Here is an 11,048-nt window from a genome sequence, read left to right as displayed (position 1 = left end):
GGCGCCTCATTTGCGCTGTCCGTGGCGCCGGCCCAGCACCCATTGCGCCAGCCCCAGCAGGCGGGACGTGGCGCTGCTGTTCGCGGCACGCGTGCCGTTGTTCGGGATCACGGGCGAAGCCATGTGCGCGAGTTCTTCCAGCCGCTCGGGCGTGAGGCGCGTGGCGCGGCCGGCCCACGCGAGGATCGCGACCTGCTCTCGCAGCGCAAGTGGGCGCGCGGGCGCGAGCGGGTCGGCAGCGGGCACCTCGCCATGCAGCCGCACGCTCTCGGCGTACACCACCAGCGTCCCGGCGGCGATGTCGCCCAGCCGCTTGAAATCCGCCCGCAGCAGCATGCAGGCCGCGCCGGCCGCATAGAGAAAGGGCAGAAAGTCGGCCGCGCGCAGCAGGTTGCGGATGACGGAAGCGCCGGGCGTCAGCGGCAGGCCCGAATCCATCACCACCTGGATGCCCACCATCCGTTTGCCCGGCGTCGCGCCGCCCAGCGCCAGCTCGAATGCCACGGGGTAGAACCATTCCAGGGCGAAGTACGAGATGAGCAGCACCGCCGAGCCCATGCCGCCGAGCGCGCCGGCGATCATCGCGATGACGAAGAAGATGCCGAGCCGGATGCCGAAGTCGACGGCGTACGCCAATGCCCGCGCCACCACGCCGGCCGGCCGCAGCGACAGCGCGATGCCTTCGGGCGTCTCGGCCGTGTAGAGCGTGTCCAGGGGCACGGGGGCGATAGGGGCAGCGGAGGTCAGGCGGTCATGCCTTCAGCACGATGGTGTCGGCGATGGAATCGTGCAGGCAGCGGTGGGACTTGCGGAAGATCAGCAGGGCGTCGACGATGCCCCACACCTGGCCGGCGGCAGGGATGATGTTGATCGCGCTGCCGACGCCGTAGCGCAGCCCGATGAGCCGGCCCAGCGAGGCCGGGCTGCCGTCGGGCCGGGCGATGCGGATCTTGAGGAGGGACTTGCCGACAGTCTGCCCGCGCGTGGCCAGCAGCCAGCCGTTGACGGCCAGGAACAGAAGGAAACCGAGCGCGGGGCTGAGGAACTGGGCCTTAGACCAGGTGAAGCCCTCGGTGTTGAACGGGTTCCACGGCGTGACCACGGACACGACCCACATGGCGGCCATGGCAATGACCACGTCAATGATCGCCGCGCCCAAGCGGGTGCCGCGCGTGGCCAGTTGCATGCCTTCGGCCGCCGTCTCCACGTCTTCCACGTGGGCGCGCGGCGGCGCAAAGCGGTCGTCCTGCATATCGCTGCTCATGGGGCCCCCTCCTGCGAGTTCTTTCGTACGCAGATTCTAGGGCCAGCTCACGCCCGGCTTTATGCAAGCAGTTGCACGTTGCCTCCCGCCGCCGTGGTGTTGATGGTGAGCGTCTGTTCGGCGCAGAAGCGGTAGAGATAGTGCGGCCCGCCGGCCTTGGGGCCGGTTCCCGACAGGCCCTCGCCGCCGAACGGCTGGACGCCGACCACGGCGCCGATCATGTTGCGGTTGACGTAGCAGTTGCCGACGTGCGCACGCGCAGCCATCGCCAGCGCGCGGCTGTCGATGCGGGTCTGGATGCCGAGCGTGAGGCCGTAACCGAGCGCGTTGATCTGGTCGATCACGGCCTGCGGGTCGCCGCGCCAGCGGACGATGTGCAGTACCGGGCCGAAGATCTCCTGCTTCACGTCGGCGATGGATTTGACTTCGAAGGCTTGGGGCGGGATGAGGTGTCGAATGTCAGTCGGGGTGTCATCGCGGGCATGACAGAGGTCTTTGGCCGTCGTGCGCAGACACTCGATGTGCTTGTGGATTCCTTCATAAGCCTCCTGATCAATCACCGGCCCTACATCCGTGGAAAGCAGCGCCGGATCCCCCGTCACCTGCTCGCGCGCCGCGCCCTGGATCATCTCGATCACACCGTCGGCGATGCCTTCGTGCACGCACAAGAGGCGCAGCGCGGAACAGCGTTGCCCCGCGGAGCGGAAAGCGCTTTGCACCACGGCGTCGGCGACCTGCTCCGGCAACGCCGTGGAGTCGACCACCATCGCGTTGATGCCGCCGGTCTCGGCGATCAGCGGCACGATGGGGCCGTCCTTGGCCGCCAGTCCGCGGTTGATGATCTTCGCCACTTGCGTCGAGCCGGTGAACACCACGCCCGCGATGCCGGGCTCGACCACCAGCGCCGCGCCCACGGTCTCGCCAGGGCCGTGCAGCAGTTGCAGCGCATCGTGGGGCACGCCCGCGGCATGCAGCAGCTTGACGGCTTCCATCGCGATCGCCGGTGTCTGTTCCGCCGGCTTGGCCAACACCGTGTTGCCGGTGGCCAGCGCGGCCGCGACCTGGCCCGCAAAAATCGCGAGCGGGAAGTTCCAGGGGCTGATGCACACCCACGGGCCGCGCGCCGTGAGGCGCAACTCGTTGCTTTCGCCTGTCGGTCCCGGCAAAGTGACCGGCTGCATGATGCGCTCAGCCTCGTTGGCGTAGTAGCGCAAGAAGTCCACCGCCTCGCGCACTTCGGCCACGCAATCGCCCCAGGTCTTGAACGCTTCCTTGACCAGCAGCGCGCAGAGGTTGGGCATCTGGGCTTCCATTGCGTCGGCGGCGCGGCGCAAGATCGCGGCGCGAACGGCTACCGGCGTCGCGCGCCACGCGGGGTACGCGGCAGAAGAGCGCTTCACCGCGGCGGCCACACGTTGCGGATCGAACATCGGAATGGCCGTGACTTGCACCGTCTGGTAGGCCGCGAGCAAAGGCGCGCGCATGCTTTCCACCGTGAGGTCCAGACCCATGCTGTTCTTGCGCGCGGTGCCGAACAGGTCAGGCGGCAGCGGCAGGGACGATACGGCCTGCAGCCGCAGCGGCGACACCAGCAACTGGTCCATGCCCACCGACTCGTCGGCCAGCTGGTGCACGAAGGAGGAGTTGGCGCCGTTCTCCAGAAGACGCCGCACCAGGTAGGCGAGCAGGTCGCGATGCTGGCCCACCGGCGCATAGACGCGGCAGGCGATCAGCGGGTTCTTCAGCACCTCGCGATAGATTCCTTCGCCCATGCCGTGCAGTCTTTGCAGCTCGAACTTGGAGGAAGTGCGTGCGGCCATCTGCAGGATCGCCGCAATGGTGCCGGCGTTGTGCGTGGCGAACTGCGGGTAGATCACGTCCTGCGCTTCCAGCAACGCGCGCGCGCAGGCCAGGTACGAGATGTCGGTGTGGTGCTTGTGCGTGAACACCGGGTAGTGCGGCAGGCCCATCTCCTGCGCGCGCTTGATCTCCGCGTCCCAGTACGCGCCCTTGACCAGGCGGCACATGAAGCGCAGGCCGTAGCGGCGTGCGACGCCGGCGACATGCTCGATCAGCTCCAGCGCGCGAGTCTGGTACGACTGCAGCGCCAGGCCAAAACCCTGCCACTGGCGATGGTGAGTCGCGACCTGCGCCGCGAGGGCCTCGAACACTTCGAGCGAGAGCTCCAGGCGGTCCACTTCCTCGGCGTCGATGGTGAGGTTGATGTTGGCGCGGGCAGCCAGTTCGCAGAGGCTCCACACGCGCGGCACCAGCTCCGCCAGCACGCGCTCGCGCTGCGCGTCTTCGTAGCGCGGGTGCAGCGCGCTCAGCTTGATCGAAATGCCGTCGTTGGCTTCGACCGGGCCCTCGGCGCGGGCGCGCTTGGCAATCTTCTCGATGGCGTTGCGATAGCTTTCCAGGTAGCGCAGCGCATCGCGTTCGGTGCGCGCGCCTTCGCCCAGCATGTCATACGAGAAACGCAGGTTCGCGGTGTGCTTGCGTGCGCCATCCGCCTCCCGCATCGCCTCGGCAATGTCCTGGCCCAGTACGAACTGGCGCCCCAGCAGTTGCACCGCGCGCAGCGTCGCCGCGACGACGGTCTTGGCGCCGAGCTTGCCGAACAGGCCGCTCTCGCGCTCGGCATCGGGCAGGAACCTCTTGGACATCGAAAGCGCCGCACTCGACAACCGTGCCAGCGCGCTGTCGGCCGAACCTTCGAAATCGGCGCGACCCAATTGATCGGCCGTGAGTGCGATCGCCGTTTCGGCGTCGGGCACGCGCAAAAGTGCTTCGGCGAGCCGCATCAAGGCCAAGCCCTCGGCGCTGGAGATGGGGTATTCCTTCAGCAGGCTTTCCATCGCCCAGAACGGCGGAGGGTGTTTGCGCACCGCCTGCACCCAGGGCTGGGCGACGCTGGCGGCGGCGGCCCAATCGAGGCCGCCGCCGCTGGGCCGCCCCAAGGCGGCGACGGCCCCCTCGGGGGGCAGCGAAGCGTGGGGGCCATTTCCGCTCAGTGATTGAAGACGGTGGCCGACGACGTCGGATTCGGGCCGGTAGGGGAAGGGCAAGCGTTGCATGGCGGGTCATCTCGTGTGGACAATTCCGCTATGTTCTTCCAATATTTGGTGAGTTTTTCGCCAATTAACTTAGATAAATTAGAGAAACTAACCAGAAAGATTGGATCGCTAGGTGATTATCAAATGCCTAGTTCGGAAACACCCTAACGACTCGCAGAGCAATACAAGGCCGAATAGTGAAAGTATTATTGAACATTTTCTCGAATAAATTAAACTATACGTGTGCCACAACTGTCGCCCGCACTTGATTCCCTTCCGTCCTCCGCCGCTGCGGCGCTGCGCAAGCTCGGCGGTGACTTGGCCACTGCCCGCAAGCGGCGCAAGGAGCCACTCAAGGGCTGGGCCCAACGGCTCAACATCTCTGTGCCCACCTTGATGAAGCTTGAAAAAGGCGATCCAACGGTCTCGATGGGTGTGTATGTCACCGCGCTCTGGCTCATCAACCGCCAGCAGGCCCTGGGCCAACTGGCGGATCCAGCCAATGACATCGAAGCGTTGGAGAACGAGGTGAGTTCGGCCCGCGCGCGGCATCGAAGGGGGAAAGCCGATGCTTGAGCCGTACCAACCCCAGGACTCCTTGTCGTTGTGGTGGCTGGGTGACCCGCAGCGGCCCGAGCCGGTGGGGCAGCTCAGCCTGGCCCTCGGTGGGCGTGCGGTGGCTTTGCGGTACGCCGACCACTGGCTGGCCGCTGGATTTGCGTTGAGTGACGACTTGCCGCTGCGCGACGGCCTCTTCATCCCCGCCGAGAAGGACCGGGCCGCCGGCGCGGTGGACGACGCCCGGACCGATCGGTGGGGTGAACGTGTCATCCGCAAGTTCGAGATGACGCCTCGCCTGTCCATTCTGGAGTTCCTGCTGTTTGCCGGCGACGATCGTTCCGGCGCGTTGGGCGTCAGCTCGCGCGGCGACGCGTACGTGCCCTGGACGCCGGGGCCAGTTCCCGAGTTCCACCAGCTCGAGCCCATGGCCGAAGCGGTGCGCATGGTGCTCGCGAACGAGCCTGTGCCTGAACGCCAGCGGCGCCTGGTGCGTCCCGGAGGCTCGCTCGGCGGTGCGCGCCCGAAGTCGCTGTTGCAAATGGATGGGCGGCAATGGATCGTGAAGTTCCCCGAGGTGACCGAGTACGACGAGCCGCTGGTCGAACATGCCACCATGCGCCTGGCGGCCGTCTGCGGCATCGATGTCGCACCGACGCGGGCCATCAAGCTGGGCCACAACCACGGTCGCGGACACGTGGTCGCGGTCGAACGCTTCGACCGAGCGGAAGGCGCCCGGCTTCATGCCGTTTCAGCTAACGTCCTGCTCAAAGCCGCCGGTGAAGAGCTGGGTTATCCGGAACTCGCCCAGCTTCTGCGGCGGATGGCGCCTGCCGATCGCATTGCCGAGCAGCAGCAGCAACTGTTCCGCCGCATGGTCTTCAATATCCTCATGGACAACACGGATGACCACGAGAAGAACCACGCGCTCCTGCGCCAGGCCGACGGGCGCTACTTGCTGTCGCCGGCTTTCGACGTCGTGCCGGCGGCGCAGGGCCTAGGCTACCAGCAACTCGCGGTCGGCCAACACGGCGCCGAGTCCACGCTCGCCAACGCCATGAGTTCCGCCGCCCAGTTCGGGCTTCGGACGGCGGCGGCCCGTGCCGTCGTGCGCGAGGTGTGCGGAGCAGTCGACGGCTGGAAGCAGGCCTTCGCCGCCGCCGGCGTGAAGGACGACGACATCGACTACCTGGCGCGCTTCATCGACCGTGACGCACTGCGACTGCAGAGAGCGGAATACAACCGCGGCGGATGAGTGACAATCCGACGCCATGAACCCAACACCCATCCATACGCGAGAGGACCGGCCCTGGGGCTGGTACGAGGTCATCGGTGAGACGCCGGGCAGCAAGATCAAGCGCATCCACGTGCTGCCGGGTCACAAGCTCAGCCTGCAAAAACACCGGCAACGCGAAGAGCACTGGGTCGTGACCATGGGCACCGCCCGCGTGGTCATCGGCGAGAGCGAACGCGACATGGGCACGGGCCAGCACTGCCAGATCGCGAAAAACGAAGTGCATCGCCTGGAGAACCGAACCCGCGAGGCGCTGGAGATCGTCGAAGTCCAGATCGGCGACTACCTGGGTGAGGACGACATCACCCGGCTCGCCGACAGCTACGGGCGCGCCTAGGCGGACAACGCACCGCCCCCGTGACCATGAGCGAAACCGGGCTGGACATCGACCGCATCGACCTCAAGATACTGAACGTCCTGCAGCAGGACGGCCGCATCTCCAACCTCAAGCTCGCCGAAGCGGTGACGCTGTCGCCCACGGCGGTGCTGGCGCGGGTGCAAAGGCTCACGCGCGACGGCTACATCCTGGGCTACGAGGCGCGGCTCAACCCCATGAAGCTGGGCGCGGGGATGATGGTCTTCGTCGAAGTGCTGCTCGATCGCACCACACCCAACGTGTTCGAGGCGTTCAAGGCGGCGGTGCAGGTGCACGACGAGATCGCCGAATGCCACATGGTGGCCGGTGGTTTCGACTACCTGCTCAAGACCCGCATGGCCGACATGGTGGCTTACCGCGACTTCGCGGGCACGGTGCTGTGGCAGCTGCCGGGGGTGCGCGAGACGCGGACTTACGCGGTGATGGAAGAAGTGAAGAGCACGACGCGACTGCCGCTGCGCGGCTGACGGCCGCGCAGTCAGCGCACCGGCTTCATCTGCGCGATGTGCGAGCGGGCCACGCGCTCGGCGCACTCCAGCGCGGTTTCGGCGGAATCCAGCAACTCGGTGGTGCTGCATTCCGCAAACGCCTGGGCCTTCCAGTAATCTTGCGGCTTGGCGGCGCAGACTTTGGCGAACCCCAGGAACTGGCGGCCAAACTCGCCCATGGCGCAGGCATAGCTGGCGATGTAATAGCCCCCGATCGGGCCGACCACGCGTTCAACCATTGTCGCTTCTCCTGTACATCTGGAGCGCCCGCTTACAGCCGGGCTACACAACACTACTAGGAGCAACGAATTGTGCTTGTAGGACAAAGCCACTGATGTGCGGGCGGGCCCAGGAGGGCTGGCAATCCGTGAAATAAGCCCGGTTGGGGCGTTGCCATGACAATGGAAGTCTTTTGGCTGAATGGGTTTGGGACACATGGGCAACTCGTGGGTTTTCCGGGGCGCCTTGCTTTTGCTCTGGGCGTTGACGATGTGCGCGGCCGTGCCCGCGCGGGCCGAAGTGCCGCCCATCTCGCTCAACGCGGGTGCTCAACCTATCTCCCTGGCGTCCCGTGCGCAGGCGTGGGTGGATCAACGCGGCGCGGCCGGCCAGCAGGAGGTTGCCAGCCTGCCCGAAGCCGCCTGGTCCATGGTCGACGCCGATTCCATCTACCCGCTCGAATCCGGCAAGGCGCTCTGGATCCGCTTTTCGGTGCTGCCCACGGTCCAGGAACAAGGCTGGTTCTTGCGCATCCAGTACCCGGCCCTGAACCGGGCGACGCTGTTCGCCGTCGATGCGCCATCGCTTCCCACGCCCAGCGCGGGCGACACCATCGCCGTGGCGCAGTGGCCGGTACCGCACCGGCATCCATTGCTGCCGGTAGCGGCGGCGCGTGACGCCCCGCGCCAGTTCCTGCTGCGCATCGAAAACCCGCACAGCTTCAGCGCGCCCATGACACTGGTCGATCGTGGGTTCGTCGGCAACGAAGAGCAGCGCGATTCCTTTTTCCTGGGCGCGTATTTCGGATTGGCCGCGCTGGCGGCTGTGGTCGCGCTGCTGAGCGGCGTCGTGCTGCGCGACGGCATGTATGCGCGCTACGGGCTGGCCGTGGTCACCATGGCGCTGGCGCAGGCGGCGGTCACAGGGATCGGCGGGCTGTTCCTGTGGCCGCGGTGGCCCTGGTGGAACGACCTGGCGCCATTGACACTGCCGGTCCTTGCCGCCAGCGCGTTCCTCTGGTTCTTTTCATCGGCCGTGGAATTGCCGAGCCGCTTTGCGCGGCTGCACAACGCGCTGCTTGCGCTGGCGCTCGCGGGCGTAGGCCTGGCCGTGGCCATCGCCGAGGTCGAGCCCTCGATGCGCTTTCGCCTGATGGTGCCAGCCATCGGCTTCGCTTGCCTGGTGAGCGTGTTCGTCCTGTCCTGGGCCGCGCGGCACGGCGACCGCTATGCGCGCTGGATGCTCTGGGCCTTGTTGCCGGTGGCTTTCAGCGTCTTTCTCCCGCTGGCAGGCACCTGGGGCATCACGCCGGTGCGAGGCTGGACCTTGCACCTGATGCAGGTGGCGATCGCCATCGAGCTGCCCCTGCTGCTGATCGTCCTCATGCTGCGCAGCCACGACCGGCGCGAACACCGGCGGCGGCTGCAGGGCCTGGACCGCATCGATCCGGGGACGGGCCTGGTGAACGCGCATGTGTTCCGCGAGCGGCTGGACCGCACCATCGCCCGTTCCAGGCGGCTGCGCTACGCGAGTGTGGCGGTGGTACTCGAAATCGCGAACTCGGAGCGCATCCGGCGCGACTTCGACCGCCAGTGGGCCAACGAGCTCGCCATGAGCGTGGCGGGCCGGTTGCTGGCCGGTGCGCGCGAGATCGACACCGTCGCGCGCCTGGGAGCGCACACTTTCGGCATGCTGGTGGAGGGGCCGCTTTCGACCGACCAGGCGCAGACCGTCGGCCAGCGCATCGTGGCCCGTTGCCTCATGCCCTCGCACAACAAGCCAATGGAATGGGTCGCGCACCTGCGGGTGGCGCAGGTGACGGTGCCGTACGACAACGAGAGCGGTGCGAGCGTGATCGAGCGCCTGGAGGCACTGCTCGCCGACGTGCCCGAAGACAGCAAGCGAGCTGTGTACACACTGGGCAAGACAGCGGCGTGACCGCATGGTCCCACGCCAAGCGAAAAAAAGCCGTGTGAGCTTGCGCCCACACGGCTTGAACCCCACGAAATAAGAAACACCCCCGACGGGGTGCCGTTGGACGCCTATCTGTTTAGCGAGCCTTGCCGGCCTTCCACGCCGCGAGCAGCGAGTCATAGGCGATCGTCTGGCCCTTCGGCTTTTCGTTGGCCAGCTTGGCCCACGGCGCCTGCTTGTCGCTCAGCCACTTGGCCGGGTCGCCCTTGGCATTGAGCTTGGGCGCGCACTTGGCCATGCCGGCGCGCTCCAGGCGGCCCAGCACCTGGTCCATCTCATCGGCCAGCGTGTCCATCGCGCCTTGCGGGGTCTTCTCACCCGTCACGGCCTGGGCCACGTTCTTCCACCACAGTTGCGCGAGCTTCGGATAGTCGGGCACGTTGGTGCCGGTCGGGCTCCATGCCACGCGGGCGGGGCTGCGGTAGAACTCGACCAGGCCACCCAGCTTGGGCGCCATGTCGGTCATGGCCTTGCTCTGGATGTCGCTCTCGCGGATCGGCGTCAGGCCCACCAGCGTCTTCTTGAGCGACGTGGTCTTGGCCGTGATGAACTGCGCGTAGAGCCAGGCGGCGGCGGTCTTGTTCTCGTCGTGGTTGGCGAAGAAGGTCCACGAGCCGACGTCCTGGTAGCCGTTCTGCATGCCCTGCTTCCAGTAGGGGCCGTTCGGGCCGGGCGCCATGCGCCACTTGGGCGTGCCGTCGGCGTTGACCACCGGCAGGCCCGGCTTGGTCATGTCGGCGGTGAAGGCGGTGTACCAGAAGATCTGCTGCGCGATCTGGCCTTGTGCAGGCACTGGGCCAGCTTCGCCGAAGGTCATGCCGGTGGCTTCCTTGGGCGCGTACTTCTTCATCCAGTCGACGTACTTGGTGAGCGCGTAGACGGCGGCGGGCGAATTGGTCGCACCGCCACGGGCGACGGAGGCACCCACCGGCGTGCACTTGTCGGCGGCGACGCGGATGCCCCACTCGTCGATCGGCAGGCCGTTGGGCGCGCCGATGTCGGCGGTGCCGGCCATCGAGAGCCAGGCATCGGTGAAGCGCCAGCCGAGCGACGGGTCCTTCTTGCCGTAGTCCATGTGGCCGTAGATCGGCTTGCCGTCGATGTTCTTCACGTCGTTGGTGAAGAAGTCGGCGATGTCTTCATAGGCCGACCAGTTGAGCGGCACGCCCAGGTCGTAGCCGTACTTGGCCTTGAACTTGTCCTTCAGGTCCTGGCGCGCGAACAGGTCGGCGCGGAACCAGTACAGGTTGGCGAACTGCTGGTCGGGCAGCTGGTACAGCTTGCCGTCCGGGCCGGTCGTGAACTTGGTGCCGATGAAGTCCTTCAGGTCCAGGCCGGGGTTGGTGTAGTCCTTGCCCTTGCCCGCCATGTAGTCGGTGAGGTTCATCACCTTGCCATAGCGGTAGTGCGTGCCGATCAGGTCGGAATCGCTGATCCAGCCGTCGTAGATCGACTTGCCGGACTGCATGGAGGTCTGCAGCTTCTCGACCACGTCGCCTTCCTGGATCAGGTCGTGCTTGACCTTGATGCCGGTGATCTCTTCGAAGGCCTTGGCCATGGTCTTCGACTCGTACTCGTGTGTGGTGATGGTCTCGGAAACCACCGAGATTTCCTTCACGCCCTTGGCCTGCAACTTCTTGGCGGCGTCGATGAACCACTTCATCTCGGCCATCTGCTGCTCCTTGCTGAGTGTCGACGGCTGGAATTCGCTGTCGACCCATTTCTTGGCCGCGGCCTCGTCGGCCCAGGCCTGGCTGCCCACGGCCAGCGCGGCCGCGATGGCCAGCGCCGTGTATCTCATCTTCATTTGTCTTCTCCT

The 11,048-nt window shown here is 66.4% G+C and carries 10 protein-coding genes; 5 read left to right on the top strand and 5 right to left on the bottom strand.

What is annotated here, in order from left to right; genetic code table 11:
* Positions 1–6 precede the first annotated feature (6 nt).
* The 3 genes from EEB15_RS03235 to EEB15_RS03225 are packed head-to-tail and all read right to left on the bottom strand — an operon-like array spanning position 7 to position 4,341.
* A complete protein-coding gene (locus tag EEB15_RS03235) occupies positions 7–720 on the bottom strand; it encodes an RDD family protein (protein ID WP_141508106.1) in 714 nt (237 codons plus the stop codon).
* A 31-nt stretch (positions 721–751) separates the two neighbouring features.
* A complete protein-coding gene (locus EEB15_RS03230) occupies positions 752–1,264 on the bottom strand; it encodes an RDD family protein (protein ID WP_141508105.1) in 513 nt (170 codons plus the stop codon).
* A 59-nt stretch (positions 1,265–1,323) separates the two neighbouring features.
* Positions 1,324–4,341 (bottom strand): L-glutamate gamma-semialdehyde dehydrogenase, encoded by a 3,018-nt coding sequence (locus tag EEB15_RS03225; RefSeq protein WP_141508104.1) that lies wholly within the window; start codon positions 4,339–4,341, stop codon positions 1,324–1,326.
* Positions 4,342–4,638: 297 nt separating this feature from the next.
* On the opposite strand from EEB15_RS03225, the gene EEB15_RS03220 reads away from it, so the two are divergent.
* From EEB15_RS03220 to EEB15_RS03205, 4 genes are read left to right on the top strand one after another with little or no spacing between them, the layout of a single operon-like run.
* The gene (locus tag EEB15_RS03220; RefSeq protein WP_233259332.1) at positions 4,639–4,896 is read left to right on the top strand and encodes an XRE family transcriptional regulator; all 258 of its coding nucleotides are present in this window, start codon (positions 4,639–4,641) and stop codon (positions 4,894–4,896) included.
* Positions 4,889–6,133, top strand: a complete 1,245-nt coding sequence (locus EEB15_RS03215) for a type II toxin-antitoxin system HipA family toxin (RefSeq protein WP_141508102.1) — start codon at positions 4,889–4,891, stop codon at positions 6,131–6,133. The genes EEB15_RS03220 and EEB15_RS03215 overlap by 8 nt, the downstream gene beginning before the upstream one ends.
* Before the next feature lie 16 nt (positions 6,134–6,149).
* Entirely contained in the window at positions 6,150–6,509 is a 360-nt protein-coding gene (locus tag EEB15_RS03210; protein WP_141508101.1) for a phosphomannose isomerase type II C-terminal cupin domain, read from the top strand.
* Between the two features lie 26 nt (positions 6,510–6,535).
* Positions 6,536–7,015, top strand: a complete 480-nt coding sequence (locus tag EEB15_RS03205) for an Lrp/AsnC ligand binding domain-containing protein (protein ID WP_141508586.1) — start codon at positions 6,536–6,538, stop codon at positions 7,013–7,015.
* 11 nt (positions 7,016–7,026) lie between these two features.
* Here EEB15_RS03205 and EEB15_RS03200 read toward each other — a convergent pair whose 3' ends face one another.
* On the bottom strand, positions 7,027–7,275 hold the full coding sequence (locus tag EEB15_RS03200) for a hypothetical protein (RefSeq protein ID WP_141508100.1): 249 nt from the start codon (positions 7,273–7,275) through the stop codon (positions 7,027–7,029).
* A 196-nt stretch (positions 7,276–7,471) separates the two neighbouring features.
* Between EEB15_RS03200 and EEB15_RS03195 the strand changes: the two genes are divergently transcribed.
* Positions 7,472–9,193, top strand: coding sequence for a 7TM diverse intracellular signaling domain-containing protein (locus EEB15_RS03195; RefSeq protein WP_158289976.1), 1,722 nt, complete (start codon positions 7,472–7,474; stop codon positions 9,191–9,193).
* A gap of 112 nt (positions 9,194–9,305) precedes the next feature.
* Here the strand turns inward: EEB15_RS03195 and EEB15_RS03190 are convergent, their stop codons facing one another.
* A complete protein-coding gene (locus EEB15_RS03190; RefSeq protein ID WP_141508098.1) occupies positions 9,306–11,036 on the bottom strand; it encodes an ABC transporter substrate-binding protein in 1,731 nt (576 codons plus the stop codon).
* Positions 11,037–11,048 lie beyond the last annotated feature (12 nt).

Origin of the sequence: Ramlibacter sp. WS9, assembly GCF_003797765.1 — a bacterium.
GTDB lineage: Bacteria > Pseudomonadota > Gammaproteobacteria > Burkholderiales > Burkholderiaceae_C > Ramlibacter.
The sequence above is the reverse complement of the archived record's forward strand: the minus strand, read 5'-3'. Positions and strand labels throughout refer to the sequence as shown.

Bases quoted from the DNA above. Each gene is read 5' to 3' on its own strand.
- EEB15_RS03225 (WP_141508104.1), bottom strand. From the start codon at position 4,341: ATGCAACGCTTGCCCTTCCCCTACCGGCCCGAATCCGACGTCGTCGGC.
- EEB15_RS03190 (WP_141508098.1), bottom strand. From the start codon at position 11,036: ATGAAGATGAGATACACGGCGCTGGCCATCGCGGCCGCGCTGGCCGTG.
- EEB15_RS03230 (WP_141508105.1), bottom strand. From the start codon at position 1,264: ATGAGCAGCGATATGCAGGACGACCGCTTTGCGCCGCCGCGCGCCCAC.
- EEB15_RS03200 (WP_141508100.1), bottom strand. From the start codon at position 7,275: ATGGTTGAACGCGTGGTCGGCCCGATCGGGGGCTATTACATCGCCAGC.
- EEB15_RS03215 (WP_141508102.1), top strand. From the start codon at position 4,889: ATGCTTGAGCCGTACCAACCCCAGGACTCCTTGTCGTTGTGGTGGCTG.
- EEB15_RS03210 (WP_141508101.1), top strand. From the start codon at position 6,150: ATGAACCCAACACCCATCCATACGCGAGAGGACCGGCCCTGGGGCTGG.
- EEB15_RS03195 (WP_158289976.1), top strand. From the start codon at position 7,472: ATGGGCAACTCGTGGGTTTTCCGGGGCGCCTTGCTTTTGCTCTGGGCG.
- EEB15_RS03205 (WP_141508586.1), top strand. From the start codon at position 6,536: ATGAGCGAAACCGGGCTGGACATCGACCGCATCGACCTCAAGATACTG.